Genomic DNA, 16802 nt, shown 5'->3' with positions numbered 1-16802 from the left:
CAAAGCCTTATCGTACAGCCAGTTATTGCTGGATAAATACCTTTGATTGTTCGCGTGTCTGATGGTTTAGGGCAGGCGACGGGCCCCGAAAGTCACTCCGCTGGTAACTGTGGGGAAGAAATGGGGGACCGGTAATACCCCAAGGGGCAGTTGTCCGGTAGGCTTAAACATTGTTTTCAACCTTTAGTCCACAATTTTCGGGAGTTTAACCGCAATGGCTGATACTACTGATTTCAAGAACGGCCTCGTTCTGAAGATCGACAACAAACTGATGCAGATCGTTGAGTTCCAGCACGTGAAGCCGGGCAAGGGCCCAGCCTTCGTGCGTACCAAGCTCAAGGATGTTGTCTCCGGTAAGACCGTGGACAAGACCTGGAACGCCGGCGTTAAGGTAGAGACCGCTACCGTGGACCGCCGCGATATGACCTACCTGTACAACGATGGCACCAGCTACGTTGTTATGGATGAAAAGACCTTCGAGCAGTACGAGCTCCCGCCGGAGAAGTTCGGCGATGCCGCTCGCTTCCTGCTGGAAAACATGCGCGTTCAGGTTTCCTTCTATGAGGATGAGGCACTCTTTGCAGAACTGCCTATCTCCGTAGACCTTAAGGTCGAGCACACCGAGCCTGGCCTGCAGGGTGACCGTTCTTCCGGCGGCACCAAGCCCGCCACCCTGGAAACCGGCGCTGAGATCCAGGTTCCGCTGTTCATCGAGATCGGCAACGTTCTCAAGATTGATACCCGTACCGGCGAGTACCTCTCTCGCGTTAACAACTAGGGCATCTGACCGTGTCTGATAACACCCCTAAGCGCGATATCAACTACAAGCGGCACACCGCGCGGTACCGCGCACGTCGTCGTGCCGCCGATATCCTCTACGAAGCAGAAAATAGGGACGTTGACCCCGTTGCCATCGTGGAGGATCGCATCGCCTTGGCACGTGAGGATCGCAACGCGGTAGCACCTGTCGCCGAATACACGCAGGTGATTGTCAAGGGCGTAGCCGAAGAGTTGGATGCCATCGATGACACCATCTCTCGCTTCCTTGCCGAGGACTGGGAACTGCACCGCATTCCGGCCGTTGACCGTGCGATCCTGCGCCTGTCGGTATGGGAGCTGCTGTTCAACCCGGATATTCCCACCGCTACTGCGGTCGTGGAAGGCGTGGAGATTGCCTCCCAGTATTCCAACGATCAAGCGGCGCCATACATTCACGCTGTGTTGGATGACGTTGCACAATCCCGTTCTGCGGAAAACCCGATGTCCGCAGAACACCAAGGCAGCGATGGGGACGCGGATGGCGAAGATTCGACCGACGAGGAGCCGGTAGGCTCCGAGAACGCGGATGATGCGGCCGAGGATACCTCCGCATCCACCGCTTCGGACGCTGCTGCAGGAGCCGACGACTCGGCTGTAGCAGACGGTTCTGCGCAGCAGGACCCCACTGCGGAATAGTCAGGTTTAGACTGGCCCGCATACTTAAACCGCCCGCCCAGCTCGATGGTGAAGAGCTGTGGCGGGCGGTATTTTCATGCCCAAGACCGTGCCAATCGACGCTCATCCTCGCGTCTCCGTGTGCCCAGTATGGCCAAAAGCAAAAAGAACTCTCCCCGTTACCCTTGCGCCGTTGTTAGGGCAGAAGGAGAGGGGGAGAGCAGTGAATTCTAGAGCGGCTTAGCTCTGCGGGGCGTTGCTTGCGGCGGCGTCGTCAGAGCCGGCGTTGGCTGCGGTCTCGGAGCCAAGCTTGGCCATCTCTTCGGCGGCAGAAACCATGGCGTCCTGGCCTCGGATGACGCCATCCACGGCGGACTTCAGGGCAGCCTGCAGCTGCTCATCGGTCATGCCGGCGGCGGCAGGGATATCGCGCTCGGTGCGCACCACGAGCATGTCATCGTGCTCCGAGATAACTGCGCGGGCGCCGAAGGCTACGGAGTTGATCTGGTTAGCCGCGAGGAAGAGGCCGGCGTCGGCCTTGGAGTAGGCGGCGTCGGTAGGCACATCGCAGCGGACAATAACCACGGAATCGAGAACCGCGAACATGGTGGGCAGGCCGTTGAGGTTAGCGGTAGCTGCCTCAATATCGCTGTCCATCTTGGTCAATTCGATGTCGAAGGTACGCATGGCCGCGACAACGCGGTCCAGGGTGATCTCCGGCAAATTGTTTTCGGTAGAGGCATTAGTCATGCTTGTGCTCCTCCCAAGTCACGAGCTGTGGGTAGTGTTCTTCCACGAAGGCGAAGGACTGCAGCATAGAATCCAGCGTGGACATCACGAAGGCGCCGATCTGATTGCGGGACAAACCGTGGGCAATGTTGATCTCGCGCACGCCGGAGACGGCGAGGTTGTTCTCGGCTGACTCAAAGAAGCGCAGGGTTGGCGCGAAGTGCTGCTGGTTCCACTGGTTGAGCACCGTCAACAGGCTTGGGCCCTCAGAAGAAGGCACGTTGCCGCGCCACACGGAATCCGCCACGAGCACATCATCGCGCACTTGCATGGCGATGGCGACGTTGGAGAATCCCGTGCGCAGGATCTGCACGGTCTCTTCCTCGCTTACTGGTTGCTCTTCGAGGCGGTATTCCAGGTTCTCAGATGCAAAGATCTCGCCGATGCGCTCGAGAGTTACGGGCTCTACCGGCGTATCGGGATACAGGGTTGGTTCTTCAGACACTTAAGTAGTCTCAATCCATGTACTAATCGGGGATAAAGGTCAACCTTTGCCAGTTTACCTAAGTTCTTATCTAGTTACTGGGACTCCATAGGCGCTCGCCGCCAAGTTCGTGGGCGAGAGCAGTATCGATCGTGGGGTAGCGAAACGTATGCCCGATGCTTTGTAGAACCGTGGGGCTTACGCGTTGTTGCGCCAAGGCCAGTTCTTGGGCGCCTTCCTTGCCCAGCAAGATTGCGGGACCGAAGGGCGGAACGGGGAGCAGGGCTGGGCGGTGCAACTCGGCGCCAAGGGCTTTGACGAAGTCCTTGTTGAGCACCAGGTTAGGCGAGGCCGCATTGACCGGGCCTTCTAGCGAATCGTCCACGATGGCGCGGAAGTAGGCATCCGTCAGGTCATCGAGGGCAACCCAGCTGAACCAGAACTCACCGTCGCCGAAAGGGCCGCCCAGGCCGGTAGAGAAGAGGGCGCGCAGCAGCGGCAGGAGGCCGGAACCGCCCGACATGGCAATGCCGGTACGAATATTGACCACGCGGGTGCCCGCGGCGCGGGCGGGTTCGCAGGCGCGCTCCCAGTCGACTACGACGTCTGCCAAGAAGCCCTCGCCCGGTGCAGAGTCTTCGGTGAGAACCTCATCGCCGCGGTCGGATCCGTAGTAGCCCACGGCAGAGGCGCAAACCATGGTGCGGACGGAATCCGTGGAGCCCGCTAGACGGGCTAGGCGCTCGGTGGGGCCAACGCGGGAATCGCGGATGGCGGCCTTGTGCTCGTCATTGAAGCGGCCGAAGATGGGCTCGCCTGCCAGGTGGACGAGGACGTCGACGCCGCGCAGGAGGTCGGGATCAGGCTGCTCCGGGCGCCAGGTGCGCTGGCCCTTGGAAGCCGTGCCGCGCACGAGTTGAATCACCGTGTGCCCAGCGGTGCGCAGTTGTGCGGTAAGCGCTGCACCCACGCTGCCACGGGAGCCGGTCATGGCGATGGTTAGTGGTTGGGTGTTTAAGGAGGCGTCGGCAAGCCGCTGGAGAAAGGAAAAATCCTCAATGAGCTGGTGCTGCCGATAAGCAAAGACCGATTCCAGCGCCGCCGAAGGGATGCGGGTAGTAACTTCATCGCGAACGAGCGTGCCGTCCGGGTGGTCCGCAAAGGTGTGGTGGTGTTGCCATTTGGCAAATTTGCGAATGGGGGAGTTTACGCACACATCGGTGAACTCATAGCCCTCGCGGTACTGGGAAAGCTTATGCTGAGCGGTCCAGCGCAGGCCGCCCGGAAGGCCCAGGATGGAGGCGCCATCGCCGAGGCTCTCTGCCTGCTGGATGGGCTTCATGAAGGCAAAGGGGGCGTTCAGACGGGTTAAAGCGCCTTGGCGGGTATGCCATTGCCAGACCTGCTCGCGCGGGGCGGGGACTATGTGTTCGGCGGAAAAACTCACTGTGTGGAGTGCCTCCTTCTTTTCGCCCTCACCCAAATGGTGGGGAAGGTGCTAGAGTATCTTGTGTCTAACAGCATAGACATTTTTGAGACCATCAACCGGCATCCTTTAAAGACCGCACCGTGAGGCGGGGAAGGAGGTCACGATGAGTGGAACAGACGCTACCGCGAAGCAGCTAGAGCTTTTAAGCTCCGATGATGTTTCGCGTACCGTTGCACGCATCGCGCACCAGATCATTGAAAAAACGGCGCTCGATTCCGCGAACGCACCGCGGGTCATTTTGCTTGGCATTCCCTCTGGTGGCGTGCCGCTTGCACAGCGCCTAGCGCACAAGATTGAAGAATTTTCCGGGGTTGCAGTCCCATGGGGCTCCCTCGATATCACCCTCTACCGCGATGACCTGCTAGGAAAGCCGCATCGCGCACTCCAACCGACGACCATTCCCACCGGTGGCATCGATAGCGCCACTGTTATTTTGGTCGACGATGTGCTGTATTCCGGCCGCACTATCCGCGCCGCCTTGGATGCGTTGAGTGACGTGGGCCGTCCGGACATTATTCAGCTGGCCGTCCTCGTAGATCGCGGCCACCGCGAGGTTCCTATTCGCGCCGATTATGTGGGAAAGAATCTCCCCACCGCGCGAGAAGAAGATGTCACCGTATACAACAGCGAGATTGACGGCCGGGACGCGGTCGTATTGACCCGAGCCGCTGCTGCAACCGATGCAGGTGGCTCCGAAACGGGGGAGGCATAACCATGAAGCACCTCATCGATATGGCAGAGCTGGACCGAAGCGAAATTGTCGGTCTGATGGATGAAGCGGATCGCTTCCGCGAAGCCCTCGAAGGCCGCGAGGTAAAGAAGCTGCCGACACTGCGGGGCCGGACCATCTATACCCTCTTTTATGAAAACTCCACCCGCACCCGCTCTTCCTTTGAAACGGCCGGCAAGTGGATGTCCGCGGATGTCATTAACCTGTCCGCCTCTTCGTCCTCGGTAAAGAAGGGCGAGTCCCTGAAGGATACGGGCCTTACCTTGGCCGCTATTGGCGCTGATGCGATCATCATGCGCCACCCTTCCTCTGGTGCGCCGCAGCAGCTGGCCCAGTGGGTTGCCCCTAATGGCAAGGGACCTTCAGTGATCAACGCGGGCGACGGCGCTCACCAGCACCCAACGCAGGCGCTTCTCGACGCCGTCACGATGCGCCAGCGCCTTGGACTGCACAGCGACGAAGGCTTTGCCGGCCTGAAGGTAAAGATTGTGGGCGATTGCCTGCACTCGCGCGTCGTGCGCTCCAACGTAGATCTGCTCACCACTCTTGGTGCTGAGGTAACCCTCGTAGGCCCAGCCACCCTCATGCCCTTTGGGGTGGAGAATTGGCCGGTGCGCGTGTCCTATGACTTTGATGCGGAAATCGCAGACGCTGATGTCATCATGATGCTGCGCGTGCAGCAGGAGCGCATGAACGGCGGCTTCTTCCCCTCCCACCGCGAATACGCCAACCTCTTTGGCCTGTCCAAGGATCGCGCGGCGGCCATGCAGAAGGACGCCATCGTCATGCACCCAGGCCCGATGCTGCGCGGCATGGAGATTAACTACGGCGTCGCAGATTTGGACAAAACTGCGGTCCTACAGCAGGTGCACAACGGTGTACACGCCCGCATGGCGGTGCTGTTTACCCTGCTGAGCAATGGCGAAAACGCCGGCATTTAAAACCGCGACCCACACTCAAATTTAGGGAGAGACAATGACTACTTACCCGGAAACCGGTCGCCTTTCCGCGCCGGCGGAAACCCCACTTGTGATTAAGAATGTGCGCCTGTACGGCGAAGGCGAGCCCACCGATGTCGTGGTCAAGGACGGCATCATCGCTGCCATCGGCGCCACGGCAGAAGCCGAGGATGCACAGGTTATCGACGGCCAGGGCAACGTGCTCTTGCCAGGCCTAGTGGATATGCACGTGCACCTGCGCGAGCCCGGCCGCGAAGATACCGAGACCATCGAGACCGGCTCCAAGGCTGCCGCCAAGGGCGGTTTCACCGCAGTGTTCACCATGGCTAATACCAACCCGGTGACCGACCAGCCGATCATCGCTGAGTCCGTATGGGCCAAGTCCCAAGCACTGGCGCTGTGCGATGTCCACCCGGTGGGCTCCATTACCAAGGGCCTGGAAGGCAAGACCCTCACTGAGTTCGGCATGATGGCCCGCTCGGACGCCAAGGTGCGTATGTTCTCCGATGACGGCAAGTGCGTCCAGGATCCGCAGCTAATGCGTCGTGCTCTGGAATACGCCAAGGGCATGGACGTTCTGCTTGCGCAGCACGCCGAGGATGATCGCATGACCGGCGGCGCTTCCGCCCATGAAGGCGAGACCGCGGCCAGGCTCGGCCTGCGCGGCTGGCCGCGCGTGGCCGAGGAATCCATCGTGGCCCGCGACGCCCTATTGGCGCGCGACTACGGCAACCGCGTGCACATCTGCCACGCCTCGACCCAGGGCACCGTGGAGCTGCTGAAGTGGGCGAAGGAGCAGGATATTCCTCTCACCGCCGAGGTAACCCCGCACCACCTATTGATGACCGATGACAAGCTGCGCACCTACGATGGTCTCTTCCGCGTCAACCCGCCGCTGCGCGAACAGCGCGATACCGAGGCGCTGCGCGAGGCGCTGCTCAACGGCACCATCGACTGCGTTGCCACCGACCACGCCCCGCACGGCTCCGAAGACAAGTGCGTGGAGTTTGAAAACGCCCGCCCTGGCATGTTGGGACTGGAATCTTCCTTGGCTGTCATCGCCAAGATTTTCGTCGAGACCGGCCTGGCCGATTGGCGCTTTGTCGCCCGCGTGATGTCCGAGCGCCCCGCAGAAATCACCCGCCTGCCGGGCCATGGCCGCCCCATCGCGGAGGGCGAGCCAGCTAACTTGACCATCGTGGACCCAGACCACCACTGGGTTTCTGATTCCGCCAAGCTGGCCTCCAAGTCCGAAAACAACCCGTACGCTGGCGAAGAATTTGGCGCCCGCGTTACCCACACCATTTTGCGAGGTGCCGTCACTTTTGACTTGGCAGCCTCCGAAGAAGACTAACCTTGCACACTGAGACCACCTATATGGCAGAGAAAGGCCACGACGTGACTGATAGAACCCCAGCAATCCTCGTTCTCGCGGACGGGCGTACCTTCCGCGGTTATGGCTTTGGCGCCACCGGCACCACCTTGGGCGAGGCCGTATTCACCACGGCGATGACCGGCTACCAGGAGACCATGACGGACCCGTCTTACCACCGCCAGATCGTGGTTTCCGCAGCGCCGCACATTGGCAATACCGGTTGGAACGACGAGGACAATGAGTCCCACGGCAACCACATCTGGGTTGCGGGCCTCGTCATCCGCGACCTCGCGCAGCGCGTATCCAACTGGCGCGCAGAGCGCAGCCTGAGCGAAGAGATGGAAAAGCAGGGTGTCATTGGCATCCGCGGCATTGATACCCGCACCTTGGTTCGCCACCTGCGCAACTACGGCTCCATTGCTGCCGGCCTGTTCTCCGGCGAAGATGCAAAGCGCCCGGTCGAGGAGTTGCTCAAGGAAGTTAAGTCCCAGGACTCTATGGAAGGCGCCGATCTCGCTGCGGAGGTATCTACCGACGAGCCGTACACGGTTGAGGCCGTAGGGGAGAAGAAGTACACCGTCGTTGCCTTCGACATGGGCGTTAAAACCGCAACCCCGCGCCACTTTTCCCAGCGCGGCATCGAAACCGTCGTCGTGCCCGCAAATACCTCTTTTGACAAGGTGAAGTCCTATAACCCGGATGGCGTCTTCGTCTCCAACGGCCCGGGCGACCCGGCTACCGCCGACGAAATGGTGGGCATCATCAAGCAGGTGCTCGAAGCCAAGATTCCGTTCTTCGGCATCTGCTTTGGCAACCAGCTCCTGGGCCGCGCGCTTGGCCTAGACACCTACAAGATGAAGTTCGGCCACCGTGGCATCAACGTGCCGGTGCGCAATAACGTGACCGGCAAGATTGATATCACCTCCCAGAACCACGGCTTCGCGCTGAAGGCGCCGGAAGGCTATGACCTCAACAGCAACGACGCCGAGTTCGCCACCGATTTCGGCCCCGCGCAGGTTACCCACATCTGCCTGAACGACGACACCGTCGAGGGCGTGGCATTGCGCAACGGCATGGCCTACTCCGTGCAGTACCACCCGGAATCCGCTGCTGGCCCGCACGATGCCAACCCGCTATTCGATCAGTTTGAAGAACTGATGGCTAACCACACCCCAAATAAATAGACAACCAGGAAAAGGAAGAATAACTATGCCAAAGCGCAACGACATCAACCACGTCCTGGTCATCGGCTCCGGCCCGATCGTCATCGGCCAGGCTTGCGAGTTCGACTACTCCGGCACCCAGGCCTGCCGCGTGCTCAAGGAGGAGGGCCTGCGCGTAACGCTGGTCAACTCCAACCCGGCCACCATCATGACCGACCCTGAGTTTGCGGATCACACCTACGTGGAGCCTATCGAGCCGGAATACATCGAAAAGATTCTGGTCAAGGAACGCGAAGAGGGCAACCCCATCGACGCCGTGCTGGCTACCCTGGGCGGCCAGACCGCGTTGAACGCCGCAGTTCAGCTTGACCGCCAAGGAATTCTGGACAAGTACGGCATCGAGCTCATCGGCGCCGATATTGACGCCATCGAGCGCGGCGAGGACCGCCAGAAGTTCAAGGACATCGTCGCCTCCATCGGCGGCGAGTCCGCCCGCTCCGCCGTGTGCCACAACATGGATGAGGTCCACGAGACCGTCGACAAGCTCGGCCTGCCCGTCGTTGTCCGTCCTTCCTTCACCATGGGTGGTTTGGGCTCCGGTCTGGCCTTCAATAATGAGGACTTGGACCGCATCGCCGGCGGCGGCTTGGCTGCATCCCCTGAGGCCAACGTGCTCATTGAGGAATCCATCCTGGGCTGGAAGGAATACGAGCTCGAGCTTATGCGCGATGGCGATGACAACGTCGTGGTTGTTGCCTCCATCGAAAACGTCGATGCCCTGGGCGTGCACACCGGCGATTCCGTCACCGTCGCCCCAGCGCTGACGCTTACTGACCGTGAGTTCCAGAAGATGCGTGACTTGGGCATTGCCATCATCCGCGAGGTCGGCGTCGATACTGGCGGCTGCAATATCCAGTTCGCGGTCAACCCGGAAAACGGCCGCATCATCGTCATCGAGATGAACCCGCGCGTGTCCCGTTCCTCCGCGCTGGCATCCAAGGCCACCGGTTTCCCGATTGCTAAGCTGGCGGCCAAGCTCGCCATTGGCTACACCTTGGACGAGGTTCAAAACGACATCACCGGCGAGACCAAGGCGGCCTTCGAGCCGACCCTGGACTACGTTATTGTCAAGGCCCCACGCTTTGCTTTTGAGAAGTTCCCGGGTGCCGATGACACCTTGACTACCACCATGAAGTCCGTGGGCGAGGCCATGGGCATCGGCCGTAACTACATCGCGGGCCTGAACAAGGTCATGCGTTCTTTGGAGAACAAGCCCAATGGCTTCTGGACCAAGCCGGATGAGTACTTCGCGGGCGAGCGCGCTGCTGACCTGCAGGCCGTGCTCAAGGATCTGGAGCGCCCGACCGAGGGCCGCATGTACGACATCGAGCTGGCCCTTCGCCTTGGCGCTTCTGTCGACGAGGTCCACGAGGCTTCCGGCGTTGACCCCTGGTTCATCGCTGAGCTGGCCACGTTGGTGGCCTTCCGCCAGGAGCTTATCGACGCCCCAGTGCTCACCGAGGAGCTGCTGCGCGAGGCCAAGGTCTTTGGGCTTTCCGACGCCCAGATTGCCGCCCTTCGCCCAGAATTCAACGGCGAGGATGGCGTCCGCAGCCTGCGCTGGCGCATGGGCATCCGCCCCGTGTACAAGACGGTAGATACCTGTGCCGGCGAGTTCGAGGCCCAGACCCCGTACCACTACAGCTCCTATGAGCTCGACCCGGATGCCGAGACCGAGGTCCGCCCGGCACCGGAAGGCTCCAAGGGCAAGGTCATCATTTTGGGCTCCGGACCGAACCGCATTGGTCAAGGTATCGAGTTTGACTACTCCTGTGTTCACGCGGCCCTTGAGCTTTCGGAGCAGGGCTATGAGACCGTCATGGTCAACTGCAACCCGGAGACCGTCTCCACCGACTATGACACCGCAGACCGCCTCTACTTCGAGCCGCTGACCTTCGAGGACGTTATGGAGGTCTACCACGCGGAGGCCGCTTCCGGTGACGTTGCCGGTGTGATTGTCCAGCTAGGTGGCCAGACTCCGCTGGGCCTCGCTGCCCGCCTGGAGGAGGCAGGCGTTCCTGTTGTGGGCACCAGCCCTGCAGCAATCGATTCCGCCGAGGACCGCGGCGAATTCGGCAAGGTCCTCGATGAGGCAGAATTGGCAGCTCCGGAGTACGGCACCGCCACCTCCTTCGCGGAGGCCCGCGAGGTTGCTTCCTCCATCGGTTACCCAGTGCTGGTTCGTCCGTCCTACGTGCTGGGCGGCCGCGGTATGGAAATCGTCTACGACGAAAAGGCGCTGGAAGACTACATCGAGCGTGCCACCGAGCTGTCTCCGGACCACCCGGTTCTGGTGGACCGCTTCCTGGATTCCGCCATCGAGATTGACGTGGATGCCCTGTGCGACGGCAACGAGGTCTACCTGGGTGGCGTCATGGAGCACATTGAGGAGGCCGGCATTCACTCCGGTGACTCCTCCTGTGCGCTGCCACCGATGACGCTCGGACCAGAGGACATTGAAAAGGTCCGCACGTCCACCCGCTTGCTCGCCGAGGGCATTGGCGTCAAGGGCCTGATGAACGTCCAGTTCGCCTTGAAGGATGACATCCTCTACGTCATTGAGACCAACCCACGTGCTTCCCGTACCGTGCCGTTCGTCTCCAAGGCCACCGGAGTACCACTGGCTAAGGCGGCTTCTCGCGTTATGATGGGCTCTAGCATTGCGGACTTGCGCGCCGAGGGCATGATTCCTTCCGAATACGACGGTGGTTCTTTGCCACTCGAGCACCCGATTGCCGTCAAGGAAGCAGTCTTGCCATTCAACCGCTTCCGCCGAACCGATGGCAGCCTGCTCGATACGCTGCTCTCGCCAGAGATGAAGTCCACCGGTGAGGTTATGGGCTTGGCTACCAACTTCGGTGCGGCCTACGCCAAGGGCGAAATTGCTGCCTTCGCCGTTCCGCCCACGGAGGGCACTATCTTCGTATCTGTGGCCAACCGCGACAAGCGTACGCTGATCTTCCCGATCCAGCGCTTGGCCCACATGGGCTACAACATCGTCGCTACCGCCGGCACCGCCCAGATGCTGCGCCGCAACGGTATCGAGTGCGAGGTTGCCGCCAAGGTCTCTGAGGCCAAGGAAGGCGAAGAGTCCATCGTGGATAAGATTTTCAACGGCGAGATCGACTGGATTCTCAATACCCCGGCCGGCTCCGCCGGTGCCCGCCACGACGGCTACGATATCCGCGCCGCCGCCGTGCACATGGAAATCCCGCTGGTGACCACCGTGCAGGGTGTAACCGCGGCTGTCCAGGGCATCGAAGCGATGCGCATTGGCAACCTGCAGGTACGCGCACTCCAGGAGCTTGAGCATGGCCCACAGCACTAAAGGATTTGGCGAGCGCCTAGAAGAAGCCGGCCAGGAACGCGGGCGCCTGTGCGTTGGCATCGACCCCCATCCGTATCTCTTGGACAAGTGGGGGCTGGAGCCCACCGCTGACGGTCTGCGGACCTTTAGCCTGCGCTGCGTTGAAGCCTTTAGCGATACCGCCGCCTTGGTAAAGCCACAGGTTGCTTTCTTTGAGCGCTTTGGCTCCCAGGGCTTTGCGGTCCTCGAAGACGTCTTGGCTGCCCTGCGGGAAGCGGGGTGCCTGACTGTTGCCGATGCCAAGCGCGGCGATATTGGCTCCACCATGGCCGGCTACGCAGACGCATGGCTCGGCGATAGCTCGCTGCTGCGCGCGGACTCTGTGACCGTGTCGCCCTATCTAGGCGTTGGCGCCCTGGGGCCGGTATTCACCAAGGCTGAAGAAACTGGCCGCGGTGTATTCGTCCTGGCGGCTACATCCAATCCGGAGGCGCGTGCCATCCAGTCGGTCCCGGTGGGCGAGGAGAGCACTATCGCCCAGGGCGTCGTCGATGAGTGCGCCGCGTTCAATGTCGAGGCGCACAAGGCGGGCAAGCCTGGCGATGTCGGCGTAGTCGTCGGCGCTACGTTGGACAATCCGCCGCGCCTCGATGCGCTCAATGGCCCAGTTCTTCTGCCAGGCGTCGGTGCCCAGGGCGCCGGCCCAGAGCAGGTGCACGGCATTGTTTCTGCTCGACCATCGCTGGGATTCGCCAATGTGTCCCGAGCAGTGCTGGAGCAAGGTCCTGACATCGCTGACCTGCGCAAAGCAGTTGCTCAGGTGGCAGCGGAGTTCCGGGACTAAAAGGGGCGGCGTGGCTGATTAACAGCCGCGCCGTTTACCTGGTACTTTGTTTAAGGTATGTGCGGTGACGTGCTAAAATAGGCGTGCTTTTGGACCCGCTAATCGTCACCGTTCAATGAGCAGTGCTAGGATTACCAGAAGTCGGTTTGCTCGAAGGTTATTAATAACTTTCCGCGGTGTATTAACTGCGTTAGGCAACCGTAATCTGGTACCAAGTACTAGACGTAACAGAATCAATCTAATGAATCGGAGGAAACCCGTGGCCCTTCCAAAGTTGACTGATGAGCAGCGCAAGGAAGCTCTCGCAAAGGCCGCTGAGGCCCGCAAGGCTCGCGCCGAGCTCAAGGCTGCGCTCAAGCGCGGCGAGACCGACCTGAAGGACGTGCTCGAAAAGGCTGAGACCGATGAGATCATCGGCAAGACCAAGGTTTCTGCGCTCCTCGAGGCTCTGCCGAAGGTTGGCAAGGTCAAGGCTAAGGAAATCATGGAGGATCTGGAGATTGCTCAGACCCGTCGTCTGCGCGGCCTGGGTGAGCGTCAGCGTCGTGCTCTCCTCGAGCGTTTCGGTTACGGCGAATAGTCACAACCATGGCTGACGCAACTGCACGCGGGCGCCTCGTCGTTCTGGCGGGGCCTTCCGCAGTGGGAAAATCCACCGTAGTTTCGCGTCTGCGCAGTGACGTCGAGGGGCTGTACTTCAGCGTGTCTATGACCACGCGCCAGCCCCGCCCCGGGGAGCAGGACGGTGTCGATTATTTCTTCGTCACCCCAGAAACCTTCCAGGAGCGAATTGATGCCGGGGAGATGCTCGAATGGGCTGATATCCACGGCGGATTGCAGCGCTCTGGAACGCCCGCCCAGCCGGTAGAGGAAGCTTTGGCCGCTGGCCGCCCGGTACTCGTTGAGGTGGATCTCGCGGGTGCCCGGAGTGTTAAGAAAGCGCTGCCGGAGGCAGACCTGGTCTTTTTGGCGCCCCCGTCATGGGAGGTACTTGTGGAGCGGCTCACCGGCCGCGGTACCGAGCCGCAAGACGTCATTGACCGTAGGTTGCAAACTGCGCATGAGGAACTAGCCGCACAGGACGAGTTCGATCACGTCGTTGTGAACGAGGATCTGGACGAGGCAGTATCTGCCATTAGTGATATCCTGCGGGCATAGACCTCCTTTTTGACCATCTTCAATCAATGTAAAGGTGCATGTGACTAACGTGACCACCCCTTCTAACACTGAAGCCGCAAAGGCGGAACCAGTATTTGATGATCCGATCGGCATTACTGATCCCCCGATCGATGAGCTTTTGGACAAGGTTTCCTCTAAGTACGCTTTGGTCATCTTTGCCGCTAAGCGCGCACGTCAGATCAATAGCTACTACCAAGAGCAGGATGAAGGTGTCTTCGAGTTCGTAGGCCCGCTGGTTACCCCAGAGCCAGGCGAAAAGCCTTTGTCCATCGCATTGCGCGAGATTGATGCTGGCCTGCTTGACCACGAGGAAGGCAAGTAGCTAGCACTAAGCGTGTAATAGCTTTAAGGCTCCACGCGCCGCCACAGACGTGTATCTCCGAATTGGGGGTGCACCTCTTGGTCGCGGCGGGTGGGGCCTTTCTCTATGTCGGCAGGTACCATCGTGCGGTGTGACTGATAAAGATACCTCTCGCAATATTGTTCTGGGCGTCGCAGGTGGCATCGCTGCCTACAAGGCGTGCCACCTCGTGCGCAATCTCAAGGAAGCGGGCGATGATGTCCGCGTTGTCCCCACGGAAAGTGCACTGAACTTCGTGGGCGCGGCTACGTTTGAGGCCCTATCCGGCCACCCAGTTACCACTAGCGTGTTTGAGTCCGTAGATGAGGTGCAGCACGTCAACGTAGGCCAGCATGCGGATGCAGTGGTCATTGCGCCCGCCACCGCGGATCTTATCGCGCGCTTGGCTGCAGGCCGTGCAGACGATTTGCTCACGGCCACCGTATTGGTCGCGACGTGCCCGGTTATTGTGGCCCCGGCCATGCACACTGAGATGTGGCATAACCCTGCTACGCAGGACAACGTGGCTACTTTGCGACGTCGCGGTATCACCGTCATCGAGCCCGCCCACGGCCGCCTAACCGGCAAAGATTCTGGCCCGGGTCGTTTGCCGGAGCCGGAACAGATTGCGGAGATTGTCCGTACTGAACTGGCAGGCTACCGAATCCAGCACACCTGGCAGGGCAAGAAGGTCGTCATATCGGCCGGCGGTACCCAGGAAGAGCTGGACCCGGTCCGATACTTGGGCAATCGATCTTCCGGCAGGCAGGGATTTGCACTCGCGGAATGGGCCGCCCAGATGGGGGCCGAGGTCACCCTCGTTGCGGGTAATACCGCCCAGCTTCCTGTGCCAAGCGGCGCGAAGCTACGGCACATTGTCTCCACCCGTGAGTTGGAGGATGCCATGCGCGAGGAGTCCCGCGATGCGGACGTGGTGATCATGGCCGCTGCAGTCTCTGACTTCCGTCCCGCGGAGGTCGCCGAATCAAAGATGAAGAAGGGCCAGGCAGACGATGCACTCTCGACGCTCCATCTGGTGGAAAACCCGGATGTGCTCAAAGGGCTCGTCGCTGCGCGCGAGCGCTCGGAGGTCCCTGCCGAGTGCGTAATTGTGGGGTTCGCCGCCGAAACCGGCGATGCCCAGAAGTCCGCCTTGGACTATGCCCAGGAAAAGTTTGCGCGTAAAGGCTGCGATGTGCTCATGGCCAATGAGGTCGGGCGCGGAAAGACCTTTGGTCAAAAGTCCAATGAGGGATGGATTTTGCGTCCGGATTGTGCGCCGCAACGCGTGGAGCATGGCTCGAAGCAGGTTGTCGCCGCTCAGATTCTTTTGGCCGTGAATGAAATGTTTCAGGTGTAGACAACTAAAATTGCATTTATAGACCGCTTGGTCTAGGATTGCGAGGTATTAGGCTTGGGCGTAGAAAACCCACAGCATCGAATCAACAGTGAGAACAAAGGAAGTTTTTGTGACTGATAACGCTGCAGTGGCAACTCGTCTTTTTACCAGCGAGTCCGTGACAGAAGGCCATCCCGATAAGATTTGTGACGCCATTTCTGACGCCATCCTTGATGCCCTGCTGGAAAAGGATCCAGCATCCCGCGTCGCCGTTGAGACGTTGGTAACCACCGGCCAGGTCCACGTGGTGGGCGAGGTTCGCACCGAGGCATACGTAGAAATCCCGGCGCTGGTGCGCGACACCCTTAAGTCCATCGGCTTTACTTCTTCGGAAGTCGGCTTTGATGGCAACACCTGTGGCGTGAATATTGCCATTGGCGAGCAGTCCCAGGAAATTGGCGCCGGAGTGGACAACTCCACTGAAGCCCGCGCCCATGACGAGGATTATGACGCCGAAAACGATACCGCAGGTGCCGGCGACCAGGGTCTGATGTTCGGCTATGCCTCTAATGAGACCGCTGAGTACATGCCACTGCCCATCGCTTTGGCGCATCGCCTGTCCCGCCGCCTGACGCAGGTACGTAAGGATGGAATCGTCGATCACCTCCGCCCGGATGGCAAGACCCAGGTGACCTTTGCCTACACCGACGACAATGAGCCGTCCCACCTGGATACCGTGGTGATTTCCACGCAGCACGATGCCGAGGTTGATAGCGCTTGGTTGGAAGGCCCCTTGCGCAGTGAGGTCCTTGAATGGGTTATCAAGGACGCCGGCTTGGAGAAGTACTACACCGAAGACACGACCTTGTTGGTCAACCCTTCCGGTTCCTTCATTCTTGGTGGACCGATGGGCGATGCCGGACTTACCGGCCGCAAGATCATCGTCGATACCTACGGCGGCATGGCTCGCCACGGCGGCGGCGCGTTCTCTGGCAAGGACCCGAGCAAGGTGGACCGTTCCGCGGCTTATGCCATGCGCTGGGTGGCTAAGAATATCGTGGCTGCGGGCTTGGCAGATCGCGCTGAAGTTCAGGTGGCTTATGCAATCGGCCGCGCCAAGCCGGTGGGTCTGTACGTAGAGACCTTCGGTACCGCCAAGGAAGGCCTGAGCGATGCGAATATCCAGGCTGCGGTAAATCAGGTATTTGACCTGCGCCCGGCCGCTATCATCCGCGAACTCGACCTATTGCGCCCCATCTATGCGCAAACTGCGGCCTACGGCCACTTTGGCCGCACCGACGTTGAGCTGCCGTGGGAGCAGTTGAACCGAGTGGAAGCATTGCGTGCTGCCGCTGGTCTGTAGAATCGAG

General features: G+C 60.3%; 16 protein-coding genes. 13 read left to right on the top strand and 3 right to left on the bottom strand.

Annotated elements, in window-relative coordinates; genetic code table 11:
* Positions 1-214 precede the first annotated feature (214 nt).
* Together efp and nusB are read left to right on the top strand one after the other, a co-directional pair.
* The gene (gene efp / locus MHX61_RS02140; protein WP_005324919.1) at positions 215-778 is read left to right on the top strand and encodes an elongation factor P; all 564 of its coding nucleotides are present in this window, start codon (positions 215-217) and stop codon (positions 776-778) included.
* Positions 779-789: 11 nt separating this feature from the next.
* A complete protein-coding gene (gene nusB / locus MHX61_RS02135) occupies positions 790-1455 on the top strand; it encodes a transcription antitermination factor NusB (RefSeq protein ID WP_239192056.1) in 666 nt (221 codons plus the stop codon).
* Positions 1456-1674: 219 nt separating this feature from the next.
* Here nusB and MHX61_RS02130 read toward each other — a convergent pair whose 3' ends face one another.
* From MHX61_RS02130 to MHX61_RS02120, 3 genes are all read right to left on the bottom strand, one after another.
* The gene (locus MHX61_RS02130) at positions 1675-2184 is read right to left on the bottom strand and encodes a YbjN domain-containing protein (protein WP_239192053.1); all 510 of its coding nucleotides are present in this window, start codon (positions 2182-2184) and stop codon (positions 1675-1677) included.
* The gene (locus tag MHX61_RS02125) at positions 2177-2668 is read right to left on the bottom strand and encodes a YbjN domain-containing protein (RefSeq protein ID WP_239192050.1); all 492 of its coding nucleotides are present in this window, start codon (positions 2666-2668) and stop codon (positions 2177-2179) included. Before MHX61_RS02125 ends, MHX61_RS02130 begins: the two co-directional genes overlap by 8 nt.
* Before the next feature lie 70 nt (positions 2669-2738).
* Positions 2739-4094 (bottom strand): TIGR01777 family oxidoreductase, encoded by a 1356-nt coding sequence (locus MHX61_RS02120; protein WP_239192047.1) that lies wholly within the window; start codon positions 4092-4094, stop codon positions 2739-2741.
* Positions 4095-4239: 145 nt separating this feature from the next.
* Between MHX61_RS02120 and pyrR the strand changes: the two genes are divergently transcribed.
* The 11 genes from pyrR to metK all read left to right on the top strand — a co-directional run bounded on the left by pyrR (position 4240) and on the right by metK (position 16795).
* The gene (gene pyrR / locus MHX61_RS02115) at positions 4240-4848 is read left to right on the top strand and encodes a bifunctional pyr operon transcriptional regulator/uracil phosphoribosyltransferase PyrR (protein WP_239192044.1); all 609 of its coding nucleotides are present in this window, start codon (positions 4240-4242) and stop codon (positions 4846-4848) included.
* Between the two features lie 2 nt (positions 4849-4850).
* Positions 4851-5807 carry an aspartate carbamoyltransferase catalytic subunit gene (locus MHX61_RS02110; RefSeq protein ID WP_239192041.1) on the top strand — a complete coding sequence of 319 codons (957 nt, stop codon included), beginning with the start codon at positions 4851-4853 and terminating at the stop codon, positions 5805-5807.
* Positions 5808-5841: 34 nt separating this feature from the next.
* A complete protein-coding gene (locus tag MHX61_RS02105) occupies positions 5842-7179 on the top strand; it encodes a dihydroorotase (RefSeq protein WP_239192038.1) in 1338 nt (445 codons plus the stop codon).
* Positions 7180-7202: 23 nt separating this feature from the next.
* The gene (gene carA / locus MHX61_RS02100) at positions 7203-8384 is read left to right on the top strand and encodes a glutamine-hydrolyzing carbamoyl-phosphate synthase small subunit (RefSeq protein ID WP_239192195.1); all 1182 of its coding nucleotides are present in this window, start codon (positions 7203-7205) and stop codon (positions 8382-8384) included.
* Positions 8385-8409: 25 nt separating this feature from the next.
* The gene (gene carB / locus MHX61_RS02095; protein WP_239192034.1) at positions 8410-11751 is read left to right on the top strand and encodes a carbamoyl-phosphate synthase large subunit; all 3342 of its coding nucleotides are present in this window, start codon (positions 8410-8412) and stop codon (positions 11749-11751) included.
* Complete coding sequence (pyrF, locus tag MHX61_RS02090; protein WP_005324894.1) at positions 11735-12574, top strand: orotidine-5'-phosphate decarboxylase; 840 nt, start codon at positions 11735-11737, stop codon at positions 12572-12574. Before carB ends, pyrF begins: the two co-directional genes overlap by 17 nt.
* A gap of 259 nt (positions 12575-12833) precedes the next feature.
* Complete coding sequence (gene mihF, locus MHX61_RS02085; RefSeq protein ID WP_005328460.1) at positions 12834-13154, top strand: integration host factor, actinobacterial type; 321 nt, start codon at positions 12834-12836, stop codon at positions 13152-13154.
* 8 nt (positions 13155-13162) lie between these two features.
* Complete coding sequence (gene gmk / locus MHX61_RS02080; protein ID WP_005324892.1) at positions 13163-13732, top strand: guanylate kinase; 570 nt, start codon at positions 13163-13165, stop codon at positions 13730-13732.
* Positions 13733-13772: 40 nt separating this feature from the next.
* The gene (gene rpoZ / locus MHX61_RS02075) at positions 13773-14075 is read left to right on the top strand and encodes a DNA-directed RNA polymerase subunit omega (protein ID WP_005324891.1); all 303 of its coding nucleotides are present in this window, start codon (positions 13773-13775) and stop codon (positions 14073-14075) included.
* 130 nt (positions 14076-14205) lie between these two features.
* A complete protein-coding gene (gene coaBC, locus MHX61_RS02070; protein ID WP_239192012.1) occupies positions 14206-15453 on the top strand; it encodes a bifunctional phosphopantothenoylcysteine decarboxylase/phosphopantothenate--cysteine ligase CoaBC in 1248 nt (415 codons plus the stop codon).
* Between the two features lie 109 nt (positions 15454-15562).
* Positions 15563-16795, top strand: a complete 1233-nt coding sequence (gene metK / locus MHX61_RS02065; protein WP_049360757.1) for a methionine adenosyltransferase — start codon at positions 15563-15565, stop codon at positions 16793-16795.
* Positions 16796-16802 lie beyond the last annotated feature (7 nt).

Source organism: Corynebacterium sp. ACRPF (genome assembly GCF_022347395.1).
GTDB lineage: Bacteria > Actinomycetota > Actinomycetes > Mycobacteriales > Mycobacteriaceae > Corynebacterium > Corynebacterium tuberculostearicum_D.
Note: the sequence above shows the minus strand (reverse complement) of the source record. Positions and strands in the feature narration are given on the sequence as shown.